The organism is Caulobacter sp., assembly GCF_965279145.1.
In the GTDB taxonomy this organism is placed as follows: Bacteria; Pseudomonadota; Alphaproteobacteria; order Caulobacterales; family Caulobacteraceae; genus Caulobacter.
The window spans coordinates 3882437-3906188 of record NZ_OZ257139.1; the positions used below are offsets into that span (position 1 = coordinate 3882437).

At 63.4% G+C, this 23752-nt stretch carries 20 protein-coding genes and 1 riboswitch; of the genes, 8 read left to right on the forward strand and 12 right to left on the reverse strand.

Annotation, left to right across the window (positions count from 1 at the left end):
* Positions 1–223: 223 nt before the first annotated feature.
* Both ACQY9P_RS18115 and ACQY9P_RS18120 read right to left on the reverse strand, forming a co-directional pair.
* The gene (locus tag ACQY9P_RS18115) at positions 224–1687 is read right to left on the reverse strand and encodes a cobyric acid synthase (RefSeq protein WP_421737835.1); all 1464 of its coding nucleotides are present in this window, start codon (positions 1685–1687) and stop codon (positions 224–226) included.
* Between the two features lie 139 nt (positions 1688–1826).
* The gene (locus ACQY9P_RS18120; protein ID WP_421737834.1) at positions 1827–3779 is read right to left on the reverse strand and encodes a TonB-dependent receptor plug domain-containing protein; all 1953 of its coding nucleotides are present in this window, start codon (positions 3777–3779) and stop codon (positions 1827–1829) included.
* Positions 3780–3918: 139 nt separating this feature from the next.
* Positions 3919–4106: riboswitch (cobalamin riboswitch) on the reverse strand.
* Positions 4107–4357: 251 nt separating this feature from the next.
* Between ACQY9P_RS18120 and nhaA the strand changes: the two genes are divergently transcribed.
* From nhaA to mazG, 4 genes are all read left to right on the forward strand, one after another.
* On the forward strand, positions 4358–5551 hold the full coding sequence (nhaA, locus tag ACQY9P_RS18125; RefSeq protein WP_421737833.1) for a Na+/H+ antiporter NhaA: 1194 nt from the start codon (positions 4358–4360) through the stop codon (positions 5549–5551).
* 70 nt (positions 5552–5621) lie between these two features.
* A complete protein-coding gene (locus ACQY9P_RS18130; protein ID WP_421737832.1) occupies positions 5622–6119 on the forward strand; it encodes a hypothetical protein in 498 nt (165 codons plus the stop codon).
* A gap of 56 nt (positions 6120–6175) precedes the next feature.
* On the forward strand, positions 6176–7558 hold the full coding sequence (locus ACQY9P_RS18135) for an MFS transporter (protein WP_421737831.1): 1383 nt from the start codon (positions 6176–6178) through the stop codon (positions 7556–7558).
* Positions 7530–8348, forward strand: coding sequence for a nucleoside triphosphate pyrophosphohydrolase (gene mazG / locus ACQY9P_RS18140; protein WP_421737830.1), 819 nt, complete (start codon positions 7530–7532; stop codon positions 8346–8348). The genes ACQY9P_RS18135 and mazG overlap by 29 nt, the downstream gene beginning before the upstream one ends.
* A gap of 9 nt (positions 8349–8357) precedes the next feature.
* Here mazG and hflX read toward each other — a convergent pair whose 3' ends face one another.
* From hflX to dusB, 8 genes are all read right to left on the reverse strand, one after another.
* On the reverse strand, positions 8358–9692 hold the full coding sequence (hflX, locus tag ACQY9P_RS18145) for a GTPase HflX (protein WP_421737829.1): 1335 nt from the start codon (positions 9690–9692) through the stop codon (positions 8358–8360).
* A gap of 11 nt (positions 9693–9703) precedes the next feature.
* Positions 9704–9952 (reverse strand): RNA chaperone Hfq, encoded by a 249-nt coding sequence (hfq, locus tag ACQY9P_RS18150; protein ID WP_013079113.1) that lies wholly within the window; start codon positions 9950–9952, stop codon positions 9704–9706.
* A gap of 167 nt (positions 9953–10119) precedes the next feature.
* Positions 10120–10983, reverse strand: a complete 864-nt coding sequence (locus ACQY9P_RS18155) for a D-amino-acid transaminase (protein ID WP_421737828.1) — start codon at positions 10981–10983, stop codon at positions 10120–10122.
* Positions 10984–12372, reverse strand: a complete 1389-nt coding sequence (locus tag ACQY9P_RS18160) for a sigma-54-dependent transcriptional regulator (RefSeq protein WP_421737827.1) — start codon at positions 12370–12372, stop codon at positions 10984–10986.
* Entirely contained in the window at positions 12369–14609 is a 2241-nt protein-coding gene (locus ACQY9P_RS18165; RefSeq protein ID WP_421737826.1) for an ATP-binding protein, read from the reverse strand. The genes ACQY9P_RS18160 and ACQY9P_RS18165 overlap by 4 nt, the downstream gene beginning before the upstream one ends.
* 57 nt (positions 14610–14666) lie before the next feature.
* Positions 14667–16088 carry a sigma 54-interacting transcriptional regulator gene (locus ACQY9P_RS18170; protein ID WP_421737825.1) on the reverse strand — a complete coding sequence of 474 codons (1422 nt, stop codon included), beginning with the start codon at positions 16086–16088 and terminating at the stop codon, positions 14667–14669.
* Positions 16089–16090: 2 nt separating this feature from the next.
* Positions 16091–17206, reverse strand: coding sequence for a two-component system sensor histidine kinase NtrB (locus ACQY9P_RS18175; RefSeq protein ID WP_421737824.1), 1116 nt, complete (start codon positions 17204–17206; stop codon positions 16091–16093).
* Entirely contained in the window at positions 17203–18210 is a 1008-nt protein-coding gene (dusB, locus tag ACQY9P_RS18180; protein WP_421737823.1) for a tRNA dihydrouridine synthase DusB, read from the reverse strand. Before dusB ends, ACQY9P_RS18175 begins: the two co-directional genes overlap by 4 nt.
* Positions 18211–18309: 99 nt before the next feature.
* Between dusB and ACQY9P_RS18185 the strand changes: the two genes are divergently transcribed.
* The 3 genes from ACQY9P_RS18185 to ACQY9P_RS18195 are packed head-to-tail and all read left to right on the forward strand — an operon-like array spanning position 18310 to position 21108.
* Positions 18310–19461 (forward strand): bifunctional 2-C-methyl-D-erythritol 4-phosphate cytidylyltransferase/2-C-methyl-D-erythritol 2,4-cyclodiphosphate synthase, encoded by a 1152-nt coding sequence (locus ACQY9P_RS18185; protein ID WP_421737822.1) that lies wholly within the window; start codon positions 18310–18312, stop codon positions 19459–19461.
* A gap of 37 nt (positions 19462–19498) precedes the next feature.
* Positions 19499–19990, forward strand: coding sequence for a CinA family protein (locus tag ACQY9P_RS18190; RefSeq protein WP_421737821.1), 492 nt, complete (start codon positions 19499–19501; stop codon positions 19988–19990).
* Positions 19991–19992: 2 nt separating this feature from the next.
* Positions 19993–21108 carry an FUSC family protein gene (locus ACQY9P_RS18195; protein WP_421737820.1) on the forward strand — a complete coding sequence of 372 codons (1116 nt, stop codon included), beginning with the start codon at positions 19993–19995 and terminating at the stop codon, positions 21106–21108.
* Here the strand turns inward: ACQY9P_RS18195 and ACQY9P_RS18200 are convergent.
* Both ACQY9P_RS18200 and lipA read right to left on the reverse strand, forming a co-directional pair.
* Complete coding sequence (locus ACQY9P_RS18200) at positions 21105–21560, reverse strand: type II toxin-antitoxin system RatA family toxin (protein WP_421737819.1); 456 nt, start codon at positions 21558–21560, stop codon at positions 21105–21107. The two genes, ACQY9P_RS18195 and ACQY9P_RS18200, sit on opposite strands and share 4 nt — an antisense overlap.
* Positions 21561–21562: 2 nt before the next feature.
* On the reverse strand, positions 21563–22540 hold the full coding sequence (gene lipA / locus ACQY9P_RS18205) for a lipoyl synthase (RefSeq protein WP_421737818.1): 978 nt from the start codon (positions 22538–22540) through the stop codon (positions 21563–21565).
* Positions 22541–22622: 82 nt separating this feature from the next.
* On the opposite strand from lipA, the gene ACQY9P_RS18210 reads away from it, so the two are divergent.
* On the forward strand, positions 22623–23672 hold the full coding sequence (locus tag ACQY9P_RS18210; protein WP_421737817.1) for an alpha/beta fold hydrolase: 1050 nt from the start codon (positions 22623–22625) through the stop codon (positions 23670–23672).
* The last annotated feature ends 80 nt before the right edge of the window (positions 23673–23752 follow it).

Below are 23752 nucleotides of genomic sequence, written 5' to 3' on the forward strand. Positions count from 1 at the left end.
CTTGTCCGACTTGGGGTCACAGTATTCGGCAATAGGGCTAGGCGTCTAATTTGATAACGTTGTCATGGACTTGAAATCGACATTGGCGCTGGCCGGAAGCGCTCAGGTAAACGCCGCGAGGCGATAGCAGTCGATCTAGCGGGGTCCTGGCTCAAAGGCGCATATATTTCTGATAATATATCTTAGGCGATACAGCTTTATGCCCCGCGAACTTGACACAAGATCACATCGTTGCCCCTAGGCCCGCCAAGTCTGCCAAGCCCCGGATGTCAAATTCGCATTCCAGGGTTGCCGCGATTTCGTCCAGGGCCCTGTCCACGCGATCAGTCTGGTCCAGGGCGTTGGAAAATGCGCCAAGCGTCCGTAAAAATGCCCGTCTTGCGTCGCCCTTGTTAAATAGGCCATGGACATAACAACCCATGATCCTGCCGTCTGGAGACGTTGCGCCATCCGTCGCTCCGCTGTCGAGCGCCAGCATCGGCCGCGCCGAGACAGTCGTGCGACCGACATGCATTTCATAGCCTTCAAATCGAGCCTCAGCGGCGACGAAGCGCCCCGCCACCGACGCCAGCACCTTTGCGCCCGTCAGGGTCGTATCCACGTCCAGTAGTCCAAGACCAGCGACCGTTTCGGGCGGACCTTCCACTCCATCAGGATCGCTCAAGGTCCGCCCCAGCATCTGATACCCACCGCAAACGCCTAGCACATGCCCGCCCCTGCGTACGTGAGCGACGAGGTCAATGTCCCACCCCTGGGTTCGGAAAAAGGCCAGGTCAGCCAGTGTCGCCTTGGTGCCTGGCAGGATCACCAAATCCGCATCGCCAGGCAGTGGCTGACCAGGGGGGATGAAGTCAAAGTCCACCTCGGGCTCCGAACGAAGGGCGTCAAAGTCATCGAAATTGGCCATGCGCGACAGCATCGGAACCACGATCCTGGTCTTTCGACCGTTTCCCTTCATCGCACGGTCCAGGATCACAGCGTCTTCAGCCGGCAAGGATCGCGCCGCGGCCATCCAGGTCGCCATGCCGAAATCCGTCCAGCGTGTGCGTCGAGTGATCTCCAGGCGGCCGTCCCGGAACAGCGAGGGATCACCTCGAAACTTGTTGATCAGGAAACCCCGGATCATCGCGCGATCTTCCGCTTCAAGCACGGCATAGGCGCCGACCAGGGCCGCGATGACGTGACCTCGGTCGATGTCGCCAACCAGAACGACCGGCACGTTGGCCGCACGGGCAAAGCCCATGTTGGCGATGTCTCCCGCGCGAAGGTTGATCTCGGCGGGACTGCCAGCGCCCTCCACGATCACGAGGTCACACGTGGCCTCCAGCCTGCGAAAGCTTGTCAGGACAGTGTCGAGCAACTCGCCCTTACGCTCCTGAAAGCCCCTCGCCTCCCACGTCCCCATCATCTTGCCCAGAACGATGAGTTGAGCTCCCACATCACTCTGCGGTTTGAGGAGCACGGGATTCATGTCGACAGTCGGAGGCGTCCTGCAGGCCAGAGCTTGCAGAGCCTGGGCCCGTCCGATCTCACCACCGTCGCTCGTCACGGCGGCATTGTTGGACATGTTCTGCGGCTTGAAGGGGCGCACGGTCAGACCCCGATTGGCGAAGACTCTACACAGCCCGGCGACCAGCACGGATTTGCCTACATCCGATCCGCAGCCCTGAATCATCAACGCCGCCATGATCATCCTCCAAAGCTTGCGCCGGGCCTCCGCCCTACCCGACCCATGTCGGGCGGGTCGGGCAGAACAGCCGCAAAAACGGTGGCGCCTCGCAGAGACGGCCACCGTTTGGCAAGCCGACGGTCTGTCGGCGTCTCGGCTAGAACTTGGCGCGTACGCCGATGAAGGCGCCTCGCCCCGGTGTCCCGTAGCCCAGGATTGTCTGGTAGTGTTCGTCGAAGGCGTTTTCCACCCGGCCATAGAATTCCAGGGTCTCGTTGATCGGGTAAGAGGCCCGCAGATCCACCAGCGTGTAACCGCTGACGGCGACGGTGTTGGCGTCGTTGTTGAACGTCTTGCCGACATAGCGCGCCGCGACTGTGGTGCTCAGGCCAACTGGCCAACGATAGCTCGCCGACAGATTGGCCAGGTCCTTGGCGCGTCGGGTCAGTTGCTTGCCGGCCGCTGCGCCCGAGGCGTTCTCGGCGTCTGTGTAGGTATAGTTGCCCGATACGGTAAGCCGGCTTGTCACCTCAAGTTGACCAATCAGTTCCAGTCCCTTGGTCTCGGTCTTCTGGATGTTCTTGTAGTAGCCGTAGCGGAAGTTTCCGCCCGGCCGGCACTGGGCCTCCGTAGAGGTCGAGGAGCACGAAAAGAAACGGATCTCGTTGTCCGCGTCGCGCTTGAACACGGTGGCCGAGACCTTGGCCTTGCCTCCCAGAAAGTGCTGTTCTACGCCCGCGTCCCAGCTATCGAACTCTTCCGGACCAAGGTCCAGATTTCCGTATTCACTGTAGAGCTCGTAGAGACCCGGCGCGCGGAATCCCTGACCGAAACTAGCGCGCAGCACGGTCGCACCATCATTCAACGCCCAAGCGGCAGAGACCTGACCCAGCGTGTGGGCGCCGTAGGTATCGTGGTTTTCGTGGCGCAGGCCGCCCGTCAGCGTGAGGCCGCTAGCCACCTCCGCTTGCACCTGACCGTAAACGGTGTCGACTCCCACGCGCCCAGTCTTGAAAGCGGGGTTCGGAAGAGACGTGCTAGGCGTGCGGGTGCGCATGCGCGACCGCTCGCTCTCTGCGCCAAACGACGCCGTCACGACATCGGTAAGCGCGAATGCGCCCTGATATTCCACGCGTTTGTTCTTGCCAGCGGCATCAAAGGTCAGCGGAACGGCAGGACGGGCCGGGTTGAGGTTCTCGCGATCCGTGTCGGTGTAGCCATAGGCGACCCGGTTGTTGAAACGGCCGTCCAGCAGGCTGAAGTTCAGGCCGGTATAGACGACCAACTCCTTCGTGCGGCCAAACTCCGGCGAGTCGACGCCGAAGCCGTCAAAGTCGTTGCGACCGGCGGAGTAGACCGAGCGGACCTCAGCCGAAACTGCGTCTGTCAGCGCGACGCGTACACGACCTGACACAGCGGTATTCTGGTAGCCGTCCTTCTCCTTGCCCAGGGCGTAAGAGGAGAAGCCGTCCGTGGTGTAGTAGCTGCCTGCGAGGCGCCAGGTGACGCGGTCGCTGGCGCCGCCGGCTCCGGCGCGGATCATGCCCGTTCCGCGCGCGCCGCCTTCAACACTGGCGTTGCTCTCAAAGGGTTTGGTGGTTTCGGTGGTGACGATATTGACGACGCCGCCGATGGCCTGACTGCCCCAGAGGGTCGATTGAGCGCCGCGCAGAACTTCAATGCGCGAGACGTCACCGATCATCAGGTTTCCGGAGTTGTAGGCGCCTTGAGTCGAGGATGGATCATTCAGCTTTACGCCATCGATCAGCACGACCGTGTGCTGGGTTTCAGCACCGCGAATATAGAGGCTGGTTGCCGTTCCTGGGCCTCCGTTGCGTGCGAAGCTGACGCTTGGAGTCTGGGCCAGCAGCTCAACCGCCGATGTGGCCTGACTGGCCTTGATTGCGTCGGCTGTCAGCACGGTGATCGAAGCGCCAACCTTTTCGACCGGTTGCGGCGAGCGCGTCGCGGTAACGACGAGTTCGGCCACCGCCGTAGCGCCGGCCCGACCGGCCACGTCAATTTCAGGGGCCCGCTGCTCGTCGGCCATGGCGGCGCCGGCGATCAGGGTGGTGGAAAGCGTGCTGGAGCACAGAAGCGCTCGGATCATGGGTCTTCTTCCTTTGAACGACCCGCACGCGCCCTCCGACGCAAACGCATAGACACGCCTACGCTAGAGGCCGCGATGCGGCCTGACTGACATGTCGTTTCGCGGGAAATCCCGTTCGCTCGGCGCACCCCGGCCGGACGATGAACGACCGCGTCGGGCAGGTCTCCTGGCTCACGGGTCAATGCTTGGCGCGTCGCCTTCCCAGGACCGGAGTCCCAGTGGCATGTGACGCGCAAGCTCGCCGCTTACAGTTGCGGGGGCAGCCGGGGTTTTGAACCCCGTTCCCTATTCATCCTCTTTCGAGGAACCTGACGCGTTCGCAGCCCTATAGGCTGCACCACGCACCGTCAACGTAGAGCTTCCATGACAGTCACACGCGGTCATCGCGCGTCACCATCGGGAACGCGGCGACTTATCAAGGCGCTTGAGTCATCAGTCCCTAGAGAACTCTGCATCAAGACTTTCGAGATCAGGTTGGACGATTTGATCAACGTCTGGTCGGCGAATCCAGCAAGATATTAACGCTCGTGGCAGGGGGCGCCGTTCAACTCAGGCCATTCGGCACAGGAACTCCGCGCATGACTCTTCAGAGACCCAAAGCGGCCTTGCGGGCTTTTCTGGCCACGGAATCGGCCGGAGGGATTTTGCTGATGGCGTCGGCGGCGAGTGCGTTGGTCATCGCCAATTCACCGTTGGGCCAGCTCTATTTCCAGGGCCTGCATATCGAGATCGCAGGCCTGAGCCTGGCGCATTGGGTCAATGACGGCTTGATGTCCGTGTTCTTTCTGCTGGTCGGCCTGGAGATCAAGCGAGAGACGATCGACGGCGAGCTTTCTTCTTGGGCACGGCGGGTGCTTCCGGGCGTGGCGGCCATTGGCGGCATGCTGGTCCCGGCCCTCATCTACGTCGGGATAAATCTGCACTCCGCAGCTTCCCTGAGGGGTTGGGCGATACCTGCGGCGACCGATATCGCGTTTGCGCTTGGCGTCCTGTCGCTCATGGGGCCGCGGGTCGCGCCAGCCTCGTTGAAGATCTTTCTGGCGGCTCTCGCCATCATTGATGACCTGGGCGCGATCCTGATTATCGCGATCTTCTACACCGATCATCTTACAGCGTGGGCGTTGGGTGGCGCTGCGGCGGTGATCGCCGTCCTCGTCGGTTTGAATCGACTGAAGGTGGTCCGCCTCACGCCCTATCTGCTTCTCGGCGCCCTTCTCTGGTGGCTCCTGTTGAAGTCAGGCGTGCATGCGACGCTGTCCGGTGTGGCTCTGGCCTTGACCATTCCGATCGGAAAGACCCACGAAGGTCACGAGGATACTCACTCTCCCCTCCACCGACTGGAACATGGGCTGAACCCATGGGTGGCTTACCTCATCGTGCCGATCTTCGGGTTCGCCAATGCGGGCGTCAGCCTTGGCGCGACAGGCATCGTTGCCCTCTCTGCGCCTTCCACACTGGGCGTCGCCGCAGGCCTGTTCCTGGGCAAGCAGCTGGGTGTCTTCGGCTTCAGCGCCCTCGCGATCAAGTTTGGCGCCGCGAGCCGACCTACGGGCGCGAACTGGACACAGCTGTATGGCGTCTCGCTCTTGTGTGGCGTGGGCTTCACCATGAGCCTGTTCATCAACAATCTGGCGTTCAGATCGGCGGTCCTCCAGGACGAGACCAAGCTCGGAGTTCTGGCGGGCTCGGTTCTTTCAGCCCTTGCCGGCTGGGCCGTGCTGGCCTTCGCCGCGCGTGGAAGAAAAAACGAACAGACGTTTGGAACAGCATGAACACGCTCTGGCGTTTTCCGGGGGAAGGCTCCACAGTTTGATCCGAGGGGCCTGACCCGGAGTTCTGACGATGAAAACCGCACTCGCCGCCTTCATGATTCTGACCACCCTCGCCTGCGGCCAAGCCCTTGCGGCTCCCGACGTATCGGTCGTTCGCGTAACCATCGGCTCTGACCTCGCCAAAAAGACCGAGATCATGGACAAGCGTGAGTTCGACTACCTGACAAGCGAACTCAAGCGGACCGTCGAGAAGGCGCTGGACAAGTCCGGCGCGCTGCGGCCCGACGGGGGTGAACTTGATCTCGTGATTGAGGATGCTCGGCCCAACCGCCCTACCCTTCGGCAGATGAGCAGCCAGTCCGGTCTTTCCTATTCCAGTTTCGGCGTAGGCGGAGCCCGCATCGCGGGCGAATATCACGCCAAGTCCGGCGAGCGCGTTCCCGTAGACTACAGTTGGTACGAAACCGACATCACGCGCGCGCCCTACAGTTCCACATGGAGCGACGCAGACACAGCATTTGATCGACTGGCTGACAAGCTGGCCAAGAATGAGTTCAAGGGGCGCTAGCCCCTACTAATCACGTTCAAGGCGGGAGCCAACCCGCCCGGTGGGAGGATTTTGGAATGGTCGATCGACGATCGTCGTGGTCATTGGCTGCGTTCGCGGCCCCTTGCTTGCCCATTTCGGCGCTTGGATTGCCACTCGTGGTCTATCTTCCCGAGTTCTACGCCAGCGAGCTTGGCCTCTCACTCAGCGCCGTCGGCGCGGCCTTCCTGATAGTCCGACTGATCGACATCCTTTTTGACCCGCTGATCGGCGGGATGATGGACCGCACCCGAACGCAATGGGGACGTTTCAGGCCATGGCTGGTCGCGGGCTCGCCGTTGGTGATGATTGGCGCTTTTGCGCTCTTCATGGCCAAGCCGGGAATCGGACCGGTCTATCTATGGTTCTGGCTCGTGGTCACCTATGCAGGATATTCCATGGTGGTGCTGTCGCACACCGCGTGGGCTTCGGTGCTTTCCAGAGACTATCAGCAGCGTTCCAGAGTCTATGGCTGGTGGCAGGCGGGCAACGTGGTCGGCATGATCCTGGTGTTGACCTTGCCCCCGATTATCGCGCTCGCTTTCAAGGGAGACCACGCGGCCGGCATTCGCTCAATGGGTTGGTTTGTTGTCCTGTTGATCCCTCTTTCGGTTCTGCTGGCGACCCGTGCAGTAGGTGAACCGGCCGCTCCCGCTATTAGGCACGCATCGGGATTGCCGCAGTACCTGGATCTTTTGAAGCGCGGATCCGTCCGCAAGCTGTTGCTCGCCGACCTGCTCATGGGCTTGGCGCCCGGAATTTCCGGCGCGCTGTTCTTCTTCTTTTTTGAGCGCATCAAGCACTTCGACAAGACCCAGGCCGGCCTTCTGCTTCTTATCTACTTCGTCGCCGCCCTGGTCGGCGCGCCGATCTGGCCAGTGCTGGCCAAGCGGCTCGGAAAGCATCAGGCTCTCGCCATCGCCTCGGTGCTCTATGCAGCGGTGCAGATCTGCGCGGTGCTCACGCCAGTCGGAAATTCCTGGGCCGGAGCGTTGATCCTTGTCCTGGCGGGCCTGCCCTATTCAGCGGCTCCGCTGCTTGTCCGATCGATGATGGCCGACATCGGCGACGAAGAGCGTCTGGCCAGCGGAGCAGACCGCACCGGGCTACTCTACGCCTTGGTCAACGGCACGGTGAAGCTGGGACACGCGCTCGCTATAGGCTCTTTCCCACTTCTGGCCGTCCTGGGTTTCGACCCCAAGCTTCCGACCGCCGTGGGCGACGCCGCCCTGATCGCGCTCTATGCGGTCGTGCCGGCCGCTATGGGTCTTGTGGTCGCGGCTGTCATGCTGCGGTATCCGCTGGACGCGACTCGCGTCGCCGAGATCCAGCGCCAGCTCGCGGCGCGGGATGCGGCGACACCCTCGCCCCATAAGCCTGAGCCGGATTCTCATGTCGCCGTTGCAGCCCCAGCCGAATGATCCCGAGCATCCGCTCTTTCGTCTGATCGAGATCATGGCCCGTCTGCGTGATCCCGTAGGCGGCTGCCCCTGGGATCAGCAGCAGACCTTCGCCACCATCGCGCCCTACACCGTCGAGGAGGCCTATGAAGTCGCCGACGCCATTGAGCGCGGCGATCTGGGCGACCTGAAAGAGGAGTTGGGCGATCTTCTGCTTCAGGTCGTTTTTCATGCCCGAATGGCGCAAGAACAAGGGGTGTTCACTTTCGCCGATGTCGCGGCGGCAATTTCCGACAAGATGATCCGTCGGCACCCGCATGTGTTTGGCGATCACGCCTATGATGACCAAGCCGCCCAGACGGCGGGGTGGGAGGCGCTCAAGGCCCAGGAGCGCAAGGCCAAGGCCCAGACCGGCGTGCTCGACGACGTCCCCCCCGGCCTTCCAGCTCTGACGCGGGCCGTGAAACTGACCAAACGGGCGGCGCGTGTCGGCTTCGACTGGCCCTCCACCAAGGAAGTTCTGGACAAACTGCGCGAGGAGATCGCCGAGCTCGAAGTCGAGATCGAAGCCGGGGATCAGGCTAAGGCTCGTGAGGAGTTGGGCGACCTGCTGTTCGTCTGCGCAAATCTGGCCCGCAAGCTCGATGTCGAGCCGGAAGACGCACTGCGCGCGACCAACGCCAAGTTCGCCAGACGATTCGCCTATATCGAAGCCGCGCTGGCAAAGGACGGCCGCACGCCAGACCAGTCCGATCTCGCCGAAATGGACGCGCTGTGGGATGCCGCGAAGAGAGCGGAAAAGACGGTCTAGTCGCCGCCGTTAGGCGGCGACCATCACGAAGGCGTCTGGAAACTGGCGCTCGAAACGGCCCAGGGCCTGAGCGTCGAGGCGCGCGACGAGCAGGACACCGCCCTCGGCTTCATCCTCACGGCTGAGCACGCGGCCGTTGCGGTAGATCCAGGCCAAGGCTTCACCATCACCAGCCGTGAGACGGATTGCGATCGGCGGGGAATCGTCAATCAAGGCGCCGATGCGCTTGAGCAAGGCGTCGCAACCTTCACCGGTGACGGCCGAAACGGTGGAGGCCTCGACGCGCCGAGCGTGCCCCTCAATTTCCTCGCGCTCGTCCTCCGGCACCAAGTCGATCTTGTTCCAGACCTCGACGACGGTCTTGCCTTCATCAAAGGTAACCCCGAGTTCCTTGAGGACCGTCTCGACGTCGCGCGCCTGGGCGTCGCTGTCAGGATTGGCGACGTCGCGGACGTGCAGGACGACATCGGCCTCCTGCACTTCCTCAAGGGTGGCGCGGAACGCCTCGACCAGTTCGTGCGGCAAATCGGAGATGAAGCCGACGGTATCTGACAGGATCGCCGGACGGCCATCCGGCAGTTTCACGGTCCGCAGGGTCGGGTCCAGCGTCGCGAACAGCATGTCCTTGGCCAAGACCTCGGCCGCGGTCAGGCGGTTGAACAGCGTCGACTTGCCAGCGTTTGTGTAGCCGACCAAAGCCACGGTTGGGTACGGGACCTTCTTGCGGGCCTTGCGATGCAGGGTGCGGGTGCGGCGCACCTCTTCAAGCTCGCGCTTCAGTTTCAGGATATTGTCGGCGATCAGACGCCGATCGAGCTCGATCTGCGTCTCGCCGGGACCGCCGGTGTTACCGGTGCCGCCGCGCTGCCGCTCGAGGTGAGTCCAGGTACGGACGAGGCGCGATCTCTCGTAGTCGAGACGCGCCAGTTCGACCTGCAGCTTACCCTCCCGTGTTCGGGCACGACGGGCAAAGATTTCGAGGATCAACCCGGTTCGATCGACAACCTTGACGTTGAGGCTTCGCTCCAGGTTGCGCTGCTGCACGGGCGTAAGCTGGTCGTCAAACACCGCGACATCGATTTTCTCGACTTCGCAAATCGCCTCGAATTCCTCGATCTTGCCCTTTCCGAAAAGAGTTGCAGGCGTAACCGTCCGCAAGGGGGCGATAATCGTCTCCACCACGTCGAGATCAAGCGCCATGGCGAGGCCAACCGCTTCCTCAAGTCGTGATTTGGGATCACGCACCAAGGCTGCGGCCGGACCCCGTACGGGCCGCACCGGATGAATGACAAACGCCCTCAGAACAGGCGTCGCGTGGTCAACGGATTTTGAAGATTTGGACAAGCGTCTCTAATTCAATCGTCGGAGTCGGCGCTCGGCTCATACAGCTGGACGGGCTGGGCCGGCATGATGGTCGAGATGGCGTGCTTATAGACCAGTTGCGACTGGCCGTCGCGACGAAGCAGAACACAGAAGTTGTCAAACCAGCTGACAACGCCCTGAAGCTTGACGCCGTTGACGAGGAAGATCGTGAGCGGCGTCTTGGACTTGCGCACGCTGTTCAGGAACGTGTCCTGCAAATTTTGTTTCTTTTCGGCAGACATGGGGGTTCCCCTCTTATTGTTTCGGAAGGCAAGGCGCCCCCCACACAAACAAGCTCATGCTAGATGATTTTCCGCCGAACGCGATGATCATTCGGCGGGAAAGTGCGCGGTGCGTCGAATTCACGCTCATTTACACCAGCGTGGTCCGCCTTCTCACCCGCTGGCCGTCACACGGCCTTCTCGCGGGCGCGCTGGATATAGAGACGCCGAAGTCGTGTCGCCACCGGTCCCGGGACGCCATCGCCAACTTTTACGCCGTCGATACTGACGATCGGCAGAACGAGCGTACCGGCCCCGGTCACGAAAGCTTCGCGCGCGGCCTGCGCCTCGGCGATCGTGAAGGGCTTCTCATTGATCGGCAGCCCCGCCTCGCGGATCACATCGAACAGCGTTGAACGCGTAACACCTCGCAAGATGTTGGCGTTGGCGTCCCGCGTACGGAGATTGCCCTCGCCATCGACGATCCAGGCGTTGGAAGAGGCTCCCTCAGTGACGAGACCCAGGTCATCGACAAACCAAGCCTCGGCGGCGCCCCGCTCGCGCGCCAGCTGCTTGGCGAGCGCATTTGGCAGTAGCCCGATCGACTTGATGTCACAGCGCCCCCACCGATTTTCCGGAGTGCTGACTACGGACGCGCCTATAGCGGCTTTCGCCTCAGCCGCCACACGATCCACTGATTTGGCGGTGACAACCATCGACGGGGTCACAGCCGGGTTCGGGAAGGCGTGATCGCGCCTTGCCACGCCCCGCGTCACCTGCAGATAGACCAGCCCGTCGCGCACCTTGTTGCGGCGAACCGCTTCGCGCAGCACGAAGGTCAGGGCCGCTTGTCCCATGGGATGCGCAATGCGCAGGGAGTCGAGGCTGCGCCACAGCCGGGCAAAGTGACCTTCGGCGTCTGCCAGTTTGCCATCGAACACGGCCCAGACCTCATAGACGCCATCAGCCAGCTGATAGCCACGGTCTTCGATATGCACGGCGGCTTCGCCATGCCGGACAAAGCGGCCATTCACATAGGCGAAACGCGACATCTACTCTTCCTCGTCCGCCCGGGCGCCGGCGACGCCCAGGGACTTGAGTTTGCGATGGAGCGCAGACCGCTCCATTCCGATGAAGTTGGCGGTGCGCGAGATATTGCCCCCAAACCGCAGGATCTGGGCGTTCAGATATTCGCGTTCGAACAGTTCGCGGGCTTCGCGCAGCGGCAGGGCAATGATCCGCTCCGCGCCGATCGCTCCAGCATGACCCGCCGAAGGCTGCTCTGCCCCCGAAAGCATCTCCGCCGTGATCAGATCGCCTGGTTCGCCCGCCGCCAGGATGAGCATGCGCTCGACGTTGTTCCGCAGTTGCCTGACGTTGCCTGGCCAGGTCTGAACCTGAAGCGTGGCCAGGGCGTCGTCGCCCAGCCGGCGGCGCGGCAGGCCCGTCGCCTCGACGATACGGTCAATGAAGAAGCTGATCAGTTCAGGAATGTCCTCGCGACGCTCCGACAGTCCTGGCACGCGGACAGGCACGACATTCAGGCGGTGGAACAGGTCTTCGCGAAACCGGCCTGCAGCGATCTCGTCTCGCAGATCGCGTGAACTGGACGAGATCACCCGAACGTCAACCTGGACGTCGTTGTCACCACCGACACGCCGGAATCGCTGCTCCACCAGCACCCGCAGGATGCGGCTCTGGGTCTCGCGCGGCATGTCCGCCACTTCGTCGAGATAGAGCGTGCCGCCATGGGCGCGCTCGAATACGCCGATCTTGCGCGGTCGACCGCCCTCGCCTTCCTCGCCGAACAATTCGACATCCAGCCGTTCAGGAGCCATCCCCGCCGCGCTGACCGCCACGAATTCCTGACGCGCTCGAGCGCTGGCGCCATGGATCAAGCGCGCTACAAGTTCCTTACCCGATCCCGGGGGGCCCGAGACCAGCACCCGGCTATTGGCCGGGGCCACCTTGGCGATCATCTGCCTCAGCGTCTGGGCCGCGGCGGACTTGCCCATCAGGCCATCGGGCGCAAAGGTCTGCACGCGCAGGCGGCGGTTCTCGCGCTTCAGGCCAGCGGCCTCCAGCGCTCTCTCGACAACCAGCAACAGCCGGTCGGACTTGAACGGCTTTTCCAGGAATTCATACGCGCCGCGTTTGATCGCGCTGACGGCTGTCTCGATGTTGCCGTGTCCGGAGATCATGATGACCGGTAGGTCCGGGTCCAACGACTTTACCATGTCGAGCAACTCAAGCCCGTCCATGCCGCCGCCCTGCATCCAGATATCAAGCACCAGCAAGGCCGGCTTGCGCGCGCGCAGGGCCGCCAGGGCCTGATCCGCGTCCGCAGCCGTCCGGACGGCATAACCTTCATCCTCAAGGATGCCTGCCACCAGGTCGCGGATGTCGGCCTCGTCGTCAACGACAAGAACGTCGGCGCTCATATCATCTCCTCTACGCCACTGTGGGCCGCAGCGGACAGGCGTGCGGTCGTGGGGAATTTCAGGATTACGCGAGCGCCGGGGAGCTCCCGCGCGTCTGTCAGGACCAGGCTGCCCTCATGGTCTTCCATGATGCGCTTGACGATCGCCAGGCCTAATCCTGTGCCTTTTTCACGCGTCGTGACGTAGGGCTCGGTCAGGCGATCGCGATCGCGGGTCGGCAGGCCGACGCCATTGTCTTCGATGATCACGCAAAGATCCTCGTCGGTAGCGACGAGCGTGGCGCAGATCCGTCCGCGCGGCTCGGCCGAAACCAGCCGACGAGCCCCGACCGCCTCTCCGGCGTTCTTGAGGATGTTGGTCAGCGCCTGGCCCACCATGCGGCCGTCGCAGGTGATCAGCACATCCTCTCCCGGATCACTCATCACCACCTCGATCTCGGGATCAACAAAGCGCTGGGCGAAGACCCCTTGCCGCAACATCTCGGTGAGATTCGCCGGCTCGAAACGCGGCGCCGGCATGCGGGCAAAGGCCGAGAACTCATCGACCATGCGTCCAATATCGCCGACTTGGCGAATGATCGTATCGGTGCAGCGGTCGAAAGTCTCCAGGTCGCTGGTGATTTCCTTGCGATACTTCCGGCGAATACGTTCGGCCGAGAGTTGAATCGGCGTCAGGGGGTTTTTGATCTCGTGCGCGATCCTGCGGGCGACGTCTTTCCAGGCCGCGTTGCGCTGCGCCGCCACGAGACGGGTGATGTCATCGAAGGTCAGAACCAGGCCTTCGGCGACGTGACCGGCGCCGCGCACCCGCAGACGGCGCGTCTCGCCCTCACGCACAAGGTCCACCTCGACTTCAGCATCGGCGCGGCCTTCGAGGATCTTCTCGATAAGCACATCGAATTCCGGAGCCGCCTCGATCAGATCCATGCCGACTGCGTCTTCGCGCAGGCTCAACAGAGTGACAGCGCGGCGGTTAAGGGCCGAGATACGACCTTGGGCGTCGAGGCTCACTACCCCGGCGCTAACGCCGGACAACACCGTTTCGATGAATTGTCGACGCGTCTCGGCGTCCAGACTGGCCGCCCTGAGCGCCGCCTGCTGCACCTGGAGGTCCGTCGTCATCATGTTGAACGCAATGGACAGCGCCCGGATCTCGTCAGGACCGGCCTCGGCGTCGACGCGGGCGTCAAGATCGCCGGCCGACACGCGGCCCGCCGCCTCGACCAGGCCCGCCACGGGGCCCGCGATGGAGTTGGCCGCCGCGATCCCGACCCAGACCGCCGCGACCAGAACCAACAGCGCCGTCTCTACATAGCTAAGACCGAAAATGGCCTGGATCCGCACGCGGCTGCGCTCGGCGTCCCGATAGGAAATCAGTGAATCCTCAGTCTCGATCAGGTGACTCAGAATGCCCTTGTCGATCGGGCGAACCACATAGAGATACGCGTCGGGGAAGGCCTTGAGGCGATAGAGCGCCCGAAATAGGTCCGAGGACACGAAACGCTGGGCGATGGCCTCGCCGTTGTCGGTCCCCTGAAAGCTCGACGGAGGCGGCGCGAGGAACGGCGGGGAACCGGGCATTTCCGCGCGCGCGAGAACCCTGCCGTCGCGGTCAAGCACGTATGCGGCCGAAAAGCCGTTGTCCTCGGTCAGGGCCGACAGGAAATGCCCGAACGCGACCGGCGACTGCGACATGGCTGGAGCGGCCTGGTTCAGGTTAGCGGCCATCGGGCGGATATGCTCGCTGATATATTTGATCTGCTCAGCGACATACGAGTTGGCGACGGTGGCCGAGTTTTCGACGACCGTGCGCACGCGCTGGCTGAACCACCCCTCTACCCCGCGATTGACCAGAACGCCGAAGAAGAGCGCCACGATCACGGCCGGCGCGACGGCCGCGAAGGAGAACAGGCCCACGAACCGTAGGTGAAGACGCGCGCCGGCGTCATTGGCCCGCGCATCGATCATCTCGAACAGTCGCAGACCGACGATGGTCGCGATCGCGAGGATCAAGGCCAGGTTGAACCCGAGGACAACCAGGATGGCGGTGCTTGCGGGGCTGATCGGCCCGCTCTTTGGCGGTGATGACGCCAGCGCCACGCCTGTGACGGTAAGGATCACCGCCAAGGCATAGGCGCCGCCGATCACATAACGCGATCGCAAATGTTCTCTCCACCAAGTCCGACTGAATCGGACCGGCGGGCTATCGAACCCGGACGCGGACGTGACTGACGCCATTGCGCCAGTTTAGATGGGGGTGTGCCCCAAACTCAACAGCTATGTGCTAAATAAGCTTCAGCGTCGGCCGCGGGTCATCTCGACCCCAAGATCCTGGATCTTCTTGCGAAGGGTGTTGCGGTTCAGGCCGAGAATCTCGGCGGCCCTCACCTGATTGCCCCGGGTGGCAGACAGCGTCAGCTGGATCAGCGGGCGCTCGACTTCCTGAAGAACGCGGTCGTAAAGGCCCGCCGCCGGCACGCCATCAGGCTGGTCGGCGAAATGACCCGCCAGGTGACGCTCGACCAACATGGACAAGGTTACAGGCCCCTCATCCGATCGCGCGACTGGCGTATGATCCTGAAGCTCGCGATCGACGATACGGGCGGTAATCAGTTCCTCGGCATAGAGCGCGCACATTCGACGGATCAGGTTCTCGAGCTCCCGGACGTTGCCCGGCCAGGAGTGAGCCTTCAGACGATCCAGAGCGCTGGAATCGATGGTCTTTGCCGGCAGGCCTTCGCGGTTGGCGCGAAGAAGGAACGTACGCGCCAGGTCCGGAATGTCCTCGTCACGATCGCGCAGCGGAGGCAGACGCACGGGCGCGACATTGAGGCGGAAGAAGAGATCTTCGCGGAAGAGGCCCTGCTGGATCAGCCCGCGCAGATCTCGGTTGGTGGCCGCGATAATCCGCACATTCGGGCGCCGCCCCGTCTTCGGGTTCACAACGGGCTCGGTCCCGTCAATCACCCGCAGGAGGCGCGTTTGCGCGTCCAGTGGCATGTCGCCAATCTCATCGAGAAACAGAGTGCCGCCATCGGCTTCGATCAGCCGGCCCAAATCCCCCTCGCCGCGTCCAAACAGTTCTGTCTCGACCCGCTCGCGGGGCACGGCCGCCAGATTGATGACCACGAACTTCCCGTCTCGACGACGACCCAGTTCGTGCAGCGCGCGGGCGACCAGCTCCTTGCCGGTGCCGCTCTCCCCCAGGATCAGCACGGTCAGGTCGGCCCCAACCAGGCGAGCGATCGTACGATAGACTTCCTGCATCGGCGCGGAGCGGCCGATCAGGGGCAGGCGTTCGTCCCGCATGGCGCGAGCCTGCGCCTTGGACGCCTCTGCGTCAGCCGGGCGCGAAAGGGCTCGACGGGCCGCCGCGGTAACGTCGTCAAGATCGAAGGGCTTTGAGACATATTCGAACGCACCGGCGTCAGCAGCATTGACCGCCGTCAGCAGCGTATTCTGCGCGCTCATCACAATAATCGGCAGCTTCGGCCGTTCCTTGCGGATACGCGGCAGCACATCGAATACGTTTTCGTCGGGCATCATCACGTCAGTGACGACGAGATCGCCTTCACCATCCATGACCCACTTCAGCAGTGTCGTCGCATTGCCGGTCGCGCGCACCTGATAGCCCAGGCGGGTGAAAGCCTGGCTGAGCACCAGACGCACCGAGGAATCGTCGTCCGCGATCAGGATCTTCTTGCTGGCGGCGTTCATGCTTACGCGTCTCCGGAGGTGGATTCGGGCGCCACGGGCAGCAGCACGCGGAACACGGTGCGGCCAGGCTCGGACTCGAAATCGATCAGACCGCCGTGGGCGGTGACCAGTTTGGTGACGAGGGCGAGGCCCAGGCCGGTGCCGTTGGGCTTGGTTGTGACGAAGGGTTGGAACAGATGCTCACGAAGGCTCTGAGGGACGCCCGGACCGTTGTCCTGAACCCGAATCTCGATCGGCGCGCCGCTGGCCGCCTTGCCATCGGCTCCGCGCACGCGAACTCCTGGCCGCCACGCGGTGTTGATCGATATCGCCCCGCGACCGTCGCCGCGCATGTGGGCGGCCTCGGCGGCGTTCTTGACCAGATTCAGGAAGATCTGGATCAGGTGATCTTCGTCACCCCAAACCGGCGGTAGAGACGGGTCATAGGTTTCTCGGAGCGACAGGCCGTCGGCGACGCCATTGGCGACCAAGGCCCGGATGCGGTCCAGAACCTGGTGAATGTTGACCGCCTCGCGGGGGGTGGGCAGGTCCTCGGAGAACGCCTCCATGCGATCCACCAAGCGGCGGATTCTGTCGGTCTCATCGACGATCAGTTGGGCCAGCGGCTGGTCTGCAGCCGAGGCTCCCGTCTTGAGCAACTGAGCCGCGCCGCGAATACCCGCCAAGGGGTTCTTGATCTCGTGAGCCAGCATCTTGCCCAGGCCGACCACCGAGCGAAGGCCTGCGGCGTCAGCGCCGCGATCAACGCCCAGCACCCCCTTCACATGAAGGGTCAGCAGGACTGACCCGTCTCCCAGCGGCGCGGCGGCGCCGTCGGCCTCGAAGGGGGGCTGGCCAAAGAGATTGACCTCGACGCCATGCTCGCGAACCGGAGCACCCTCGAAAATCGCGCGATCGAGCAACGAGACCAGAACCGAACCTGGCGGCAGCGCCGCCCGGAACCGGCCCCGCGCCAGCAGTGAAAGGCCATGACCAAACAAGGCCTCCGCCGCCTCATTGACGGCGACGAGCCCGCCGTCACGATCCACGACCAGAGCCGGTTCGGGACTGAGGTCGAAAGCGGCGGCCTTCAGCGCCTCGGGCGCCTTGCCGCCGAGAACACGCGCATGGTCGCTCATGCCGCGATCCTCCGATCTTGAAGCCAAAGTCGTATCAGCCCCTGCTCCACCGCTTCAGGATCATCCAGGCGGCATAGCGTGGCGCGTGCGGCGCGGCGCTCCTCCGCGGCTTCCGGCCACGGTGCGGCATCGATGTAGGACGCCAGATGCTTGCGGAACATCTTCAGGCCCAGCGGCAGACCATAGAAATCCAAGCTGCGCCGGAAGTGGGTCAGGGCGATTGCCAGACGTTGCTCAGCATCGGGCTCGATAAACTCACGGCCCTCGAGCGCCGCTTCGATAGCGCCGGCGATCCATGGGCGGCCATAAACGCCACGCCCGATCATCACGCCGTCGGCGCCAGACTGATCAAGCGCCTTTCGAGCACTGTCACCGTCGATGATATCGCCATTGACCAGAACAGGAATGGAGACGGCGGCCTTCACATCGGCGACAGCCGTCCAGTCAGCCACGCCCTTGTAGAACTGGCTGCGGGTGCGACCGTGAACGGTGATCGCCTTGGCGCCAGCCGCTTCGGCCCGCCTCGCTATGTCCGCGGCATTGCGCGTGTTGTCGTCCCACCCAAGCCGCATCTTCACCGTAACCGGAACAGTCACGGCCTTGACGGCTGCGGCCACCAGGGCTTCCGCGAGATCTGGCTCGCGCATCAGAGCGGACCCGCACTGCTGGCCGCCTGAAACTTCCTTGGCGGGGCAACCGAAATTCAGGTCGACGATTTCAGCACCAGCCTCAGCAGCCATACGGGCGCCGCGGGCCATCAGCTCCACATCGCGACCGACAAGTTGCACGACCATCAGCGGCAGCCCATCACCCACGGCGGCGCGGCGAACGACGTCAGGCCGCCCCCGAGCGAACTCGGCGCAGGCTACCATTTCTGTCGCCACATATGGCGCGCCAAGCGCCGTGGCAGTTTCTCTAAAGGGTAGATCGGAAATGCCCGTCATGGGCGCGATCCATACGCGCCCCGGCACTACCACTCCACCGACCTCGAGCTTGGTGCTCATTTTGTAATCATCCCCAGCGCTGCCTTTTTAGGCATATTGTGCAGCGCAGTAAAGCCTTCATCGACTGGACAAGTCCCACGGCCGGACTAAACACCGCCCATGACCTTCTCCGCTGTAATCGTCGCCGCCGGTTCTGGAACCCGCGCGGGCCCTGGCCAAGCCAAGCAGTGGCGGCTTCTGGCGGGCAAGCCCGTGCTGCGTTGGTCGGTCGAGGCCTTTCTGGCGGCAGGAGCTTCAGAAATCGTGATCGTCACGTCGGAAGACGGCGAATTGGCCGTTGGCGAAACGCTCAACGGTTTGCCGGGTTGGCGAATTGCGCGGGGCGGAGCAACCCGCGCCCTATCGGTCCAAGCGGGTTTGAGCGCCCTTGCCGCTCGCCCCGGCGATGAGCACGTGCTCGTGCATGACGCCGCCCGCCCCTTTCTGAGGTCAGACACAATCGAAAGGTTGCTGACTGCCTTGCGCGGCGCCGAAGGCGCCATCCCCGCACTGCCGGTCGCTGATACGTTAAAGCGCGCTGAGGCAGGCGCTCGCTTGGCGACAACGTCTCGTGACAACCTTTGGCGCGCCCAGACACCCCAGGCCTTCCGACGCGACGTGCTTGTCTCCGCCTATTCAGCCTGGGCCAGTACAGATGAACCCACGGACGATGCCCAGGTTGTTGAGGCCGCCGGCGGTCGCGTGATGATCGCGCAAGGCGATCCGTTGTTGATGAAACTGACCTACCCGGAGGACTTCGCCATGGCCGAACGACTGGCGGGAGCGGCTCGCGTCACACGCGTCGGCCAAGGCTTCGACGCCCATCGCTGGGGCCCGGGTGACTCGGTCTGGCTGTGCGGGGTCGAGATCACCCACGACGAAACATTGATCGGTCATTCCGACGCCGACGCGGGCCTGCACGCCCTGACCGACGCTCTGCTTGGCGCGATCGGCGAAGGCGATATCGGCGATCACTTTCCGCCGACCGATCCGCAATGGAAGGGGGCCGCCTCCGACAAGTTCCTGATCCACGCCGCCGATCTGGTGCGCGCAAAAGGGGGCGTGATCATCAATGTCGATGTGACCCTGATCTGCGAGCGCCCCAAGATCAAACCGCATCGCGCCGCGATGCGTGAACGGCTGGCGGAAATCCTTTCGCTGCCGCTCGACCGGGTCAGCGTGAAGGCGACCACAACTGAGAAGATGGGCTTCACCGGTCGGGGCGAGGGTCTGGCGGCCCAGGCCGTCGTGGCGGTCGAGACTCCGGCCTGAGGAGTATAGGCTAGGGCCGAATCCGCAGGAGAGCTCCATGTTTCCGCTTGAGATCGAAACCCTGGCCCGTCTGCTGGTCGCCGAGGCGCGCGACAGGTCCCTGCGGCTCGCGACAGCCGAAAGCTGCACCGGCGGTCTTGTGGCGGGAGCGATCTGCTCGATCTCGGGGGCTTCCGATGTCTTCGAGCGTGGCTTTGTCACCTACACAAACCGGGCCAAGTCGGAGATGCTGGATGTGCCCGGCGATCTGATCGCGGATCACGGCGCGGTTTCGGAACTCGTCGCGCGCATGATGGCCGAAGGCGCGCTGGCCAATAGCAACAGTCACCTCGCGGTATCCATCACCGGAATAGCAGGACCCGGCGGTGGCACGCCGATGAAGCCGGTTGGCACCGTCCACTTCGCCGTTGCCCGCGCCAACCGTTCCGTCGTCCACCGTCACGAACAGTTTGACGGCCAGACACGGGAGGCTGTGCAGCTGGCGGCGGTACGGACGGCGCTCGAAATGCTGCGGGAGGCGGTGACCTAACCGTGCCGGAGACACCGCCTTCCGACTGGCGGCGCTTTGTGGGCGTCGGATTGTCGAAAAGCGCCTTTGCCGTCACCGCCGCGCGACGCGGTGAAATCCGTCACGCCATCCGCGTTTCCGCCGCCGTGGGAGCGGCATTCGCGCTCGCTACTCTGCTCAAGCTGCCTCAGGGTTATTGGGCGGTGTTCACTGCCGTGATCGTGGTCCAAGGCAGCTTAGGCGCGACGATCACGGCGTCGCTCGAGCGCTTTATGGGAACGGTGGTTGGCGCGCTGGCCGGCGCGGTCGCCGCCTACTTTCATGTGCGCTGGCCGCAGTTCGGCGGATTGATCCTGTGCGTGACCGTGGCGATTCTCGCGTTCATCGCCGCCATACGGCCGACCCTCAAGGTGGCGCCCGTGACTGCGGTGATCATGATGATCGGCGCCACCACGTCCATGGACCCATGGACGGCAGCGCTGTTTCGGGTCGTCGAGATCACGGTCGGAAGCCTGGTCGGGGTCGCGGCCACCCTCCTGATATTTCCAGCCAGGGCGCATGGCGCGATCGTCGAGCGGGTGAGCCAGATCGCCAAGATCAATGGCGAACTCCTCAATCACTACGCCAAGCTGTTGCGCGGCCAGGCTAGCGACCTTTCAACGGCCGCGTCGTTCGACGCCAATCGCGCTGCGATGGCCAAGCTGCAGACCGCCATGGCTGAAGCTGATCGGGAAGCGGCGACGCGCCTAAGCCTGCGCTCGGCGCCCGAGGCCCTGCCACGCACTCTGTGGCGGCAGCGAAATGACATCGTGATGATCGGTCGCGCGCTGGCAGCGCCCGTTGCAATCGCCAGGCTGGCCGAGCCGGCCGCCGCCATGCTCGATGCCGCAACCCGTTTTCTCACTCAAACCGCTGGGTTGATGGCGAATGGCGACCGCCCCGACAGGTTGGCCCTTTCCGAAGCTCACGTCGCCTTCCAGGCAACGATCGAGACTTTGCGAGCCGAGGGCGCGATCCGCGACCTGCCGTTCGACGAGGCCGCCCGTGTTTTTGGCTTGGTCTTCGCCATCGAGAACCTGCACGCCAACCTCGGCGATCTTGCCGACCGTTTGGAAGAAGGCAAGGAAAGCACCAACTAGGCCGCCGGCGCTCCGTGAAGCTGCCGGGCTCGATCTTCGAAGCAGGCGATCAGCTTGCCCGCCGCCCGATCAACATTGGCCGCAAGCATGGCGTCCAGGATCCGCGACTTGAATGCGAAGTCAATCACGAACTCCACGGTGGTTTCAGCGCCATGGGCGGTGAATCGCCATTGGTTCGCCAGCCGCTTGAACGGGCCGTAGAGCAGGCTGACATCAACGGTCAGGTGCTCAGCATCCCGACGCACCCGGGTCGCGAACTTCTCCTTCAGGAACGAGAACCCGACCTGCGCTTCGGCGTCGATGGTGCTCACCAGTCCGTCCTGACGCGCGTTCCAGGTTCGCATGGCGGTAATCCACGGCACAAAGCCGGGATAGGACTCAACGTCGCCCACCAGCGTGAACAGCTGCTCTGGCGTGTACGGAAGGACCCGCGTGACGATGTGGCGGTGCAAGCCTAGAGCGTCCGGGCTTCGAGGGCGCGACGGGCCGCCTGCAGCTTGGCGAAGTCATCTCCGGCATGGTGCGATGAACGGGTCAGTGGGCTCGCCGAGACCATCAGAAAGCCCTTGGCGCGCGCGATAGCCTCATAGGCCTTGAACTCCTCGGGCGTCACGAAGCGATCAACGGCGGCGTGTTTGCGGGTGGGCTGCAGATACTGGCCGATGGTGATGAAGTCGACGCCTGCCGACCGCATGTCATCCATGACCTGCATGACTTCTTCCTTGGCCTCACCCAGCCCAACCATCAGGCCTGACTTGGTGAACTGGGTCGGATCGCGCTCCTTGACCCGCTCCAGCAAGCGCAGGGAATTGTAGTAGCGGGCGCCCGGGCGGATCTTCAGATAGAGCCGGGGCACGGTCTCGAGATTGTGGTTGAAGACGTCTGGACGGGCGTCGATGACCACGTTTTCCGCGCGATCCTTGCGCAGGAAGTCCGGAGTCAGGATCTCGATGGTCGTACCGGGCGCTGCCGCCCGGATGGCCAGCACCACTTCCGCGAAATGCCGGGCGCCGCCGTCCGCGAGATCATCGCGGTCCACCGAGGTGATGACGACATGCTTGAGACCCATCTTGGCGACGGCTTCCGCCACGCGCCGCGGTTCATCTCCATCCAGGGCGTTGGGAAGCCCTGTTGAGACATTACAGAACGCGCAGGCCCGCGTGCAGATCTCGCCCATGATCATCATGGTCGCGTGCTTCTGGCTCCAGCACTCGCCGATATTCGGGCAAGCGGCCTCCTCGCAGACCGTCGTCAACTTGTGATCGCGGACGATGCCACGGGTCTCGTTGTAGCCAGGCGAACCGGGCGCGCGAACGCGGAGCCATTCGGGCTTGCGCAGCACCGGCGTATCCGGGCGGTTCTGCTTTTCGGGATGGCGTGTGGCCCGGTCTTCCGGGTTACGCGCCTTCAACGTGTCGATCACGGTGGCCATGGGGCCTAAATCGGACTTCTTGGCCTTCGGATCAAGCACGCGATCTTGCAAGAGACGCTAAGGCGCGAAATGACTGCACCATATGCGTCTCTGTCTTGTTGCTTTCCTGCTCTTCCTGTCCCTCGCCGGCTGCGGTGATGGCGGCGCCCGCGCGCCCTTTGCCGAGAGCCGCACTCCGCCTTCGATCGCCCCAAGGTTCTACGCGCCCGACGGCTGGGCCTGGGGTTATGTGCGGGTCGGCGACGGACCTGTCCAACGCTACGGGGTCTCGTCCACAGCGGTCGGTCCTCGAGCCACCATCCTGATACTGCCTGGCTATGCTGAGCCGGCGGAGAAATGGTTCGAGACGGCGCGGCGGCTGAATCAGGATGGCTACACCGTCTGGATCCTTGAGCGGCAAGGCCAAGGCGGTTCCCAACGTCTGACACCTTGGCGCGATCTGGGCCACGTCGAGAGTTTCGATCCCGACGTCGCCGCGGTGCGCGCCTTGGTCAATGTCGTGATCCGGCCGCGGGGCGGTACGCCGCTGGTGATCCTCGGGCATTCAGTCGGAGGACTGGTGGCGCTCCAGGCCGCCGAGAGTGGTTTGCCGAACGACGGGCTTATCTTGTCGTCACCGACATTCGCATTGCGCAACCTACCCAGCTTGCCGGCGCCGATCGGACAGGTCGCGAGCTGGGCTCGACGCCTACGGTTGGGATGGATCAAGGCCCCCGGTCAGCCAGGTTGGCGTCGTGACGGGCCGGACGGCGTCGCTGCCGGTGTCACCGGCGACAAGGATCGCGGTGCGGTTCAGCAGGCCTGGCTTACAACCAATCCGGACCTTCGGATGGGAGCGCCCAGTCTGGGCTGGCTGGCCGCCTTCTTCGAAGCATCCGACCGAGCGCAGACTGATGCTCAGAAGGTGACGTCCCCAGTCCTGATGCTCGGCGCTGGAAGGGATCGCTACGCACTCCCAGCAGCTCAGACCAAGACCTGTCTCGCGCTTCTCGATTGCCGGGAAATTAGATTCCCCGCGGGGCGCCATGAACTCCACATGGAATCGGACGGCGTGCGGGAAGCATGGTTGAGCCAGATCGAGTCCTTTATTCGCGCCCGCATCTCAGCCAAGACCCAGCCCCGCAGGGGATGATTTCACGGTTTGTGACTCTTCCTTGCAAAGCCGGACCTTCCCCGGCAGTCTCGCTCCTCAACGAACGAAAGCGATGACGC

What these genes read in the sequence shown, in the direction of transcription:
- ACQY9P_RS18115 (WP_421737835.1), bottom strand. Translation starts at nt 1,687, where the DNA reads ATGGCGGCGTTGATGATTCAGGGCTGCGGATCGGATGTAGGCAAATCC.
- ACQY9P_RS18120 (WP_421737834.1), bottom strand. Translation starts at nt 3,779, where the DNA reads ATGATCCGAGCGCTTCTGTGCTCCAGCACGCTTTCCACCACCCTGATC.
- nhaA (WP_421737833.1), top strand. Translation starts at nt 4,358, where the DNA reads ATGACTCTTCAGAGACCCAAAGCGGCCTTGCGGGCTTTTCTGGCCACG.
- ACQY9P_RS18130 (WP_421737832.1), top strand. Translation starts at nt 5,622, where the DNA reads ATGAAAACCGCACTCGCCGCCTTCATGATTCTGACCACCCTCGCCTGC.
- ACQY9P_RS18135 (WP_421737831.1), top strand. Translation starts at nt 6,176, where the DNA reads ATGGTCGATCGACGATCGTCGTGGTCATTGGCTGCGTTCGCGGCCCCT.
- mazG (WP_421737830.1), top strand. Translation starts at nt 7,530, where the DNA reads ATGTCGCCGTTGCAGCCCCAGCCGAATGATCCCGAGCATCCGCTCTTT.
- hfq (WP_013079113.1), bottom strand. Translation starts at nt 9,952, where the DNA reads ATGTCTGCCGAAAAGAAACAAAATTTGCAGGACACGTTCCTGAACAGC.
- ACQY9P_RS18155 (WP_421737828.1), bottom strand. Translation starts at nt 10,983, where the DNA reads ATGTCGCGTTTCGCCTATGTGAATGGCCGCTTTGTCCGGCATGGCGAA.
- ACQY9P_RS18160 (WP_421737827.1), bottom strand. Translation starts at nt 12,372, where the DNA reads ATGAGCGCCGACGTTCTTGTCGTTGACGACGAGGCCGACATCCGCGAC.
- ACQY9P_RS18165 (WP_421737826.1), bottom strand. Translation starts at nt 14,609, where the DNA reads ATGGCGTCAGTCACGTCCGCGTCCGGGTTCGATAGCCCGCCGGTCCGA.
- ACQY9P_RS18170 (WP_421737825.1), bottom strand. Translation starts at nt 16,088, where the DNA reads ATGAACGCCGCCAGCAAGAAGATCCTGATCGCGGACGACGATTCCTCG.
- ACQY9P_RS18175 (WP_421737824.1), bottom strand. Translation starts at nt 17,206, where the DNA reads ATGAGCGACCATGCGCGTGTTCTCGGCGGCAAGGCGCCCGAGGCGCTG.
- dusB (WP_421737823.1), bottom strand. Translation starts at nt 18,210, where the DNA reads ATGAGCACCAAGCTCGAGGTCGGTGGAGTGGTAGTGCCGGGGCGCGTA.
- ACQY9P_RS18185 (WP_421737822.1), top strand. Translation starts at nt 18,310, where the DNA reads ATGACCTTCTCCGCTGTAATCGTCGCCGCCGGTTCTGGAACCCGCGCG.
- ACQY9P_RS18190 (WP_421737821.1), top strand. Translation starts at nt 19,499, where the DNA reads ATGTTTCCGCTTGAGATCGAAACCCTGGCCCGTCTGCTGGTCGCCGAG.
- lipA (WP_421737818.1), bottom strand. Translation starts at nt 22,540, where the DNA reads ATGGCCACCGTGATCGACACGTTGAAGGCGCGTAACCCGGAAGACCGG.
- ACQY9P_RS18210 (WP_421737817.1), top strand. Translation starts at nt 22,623, where the DNA reads ATGCGTCTCTGTCTTGTTGCTTTCCTGCTCTTCCTGTCCCTCGCCGGC.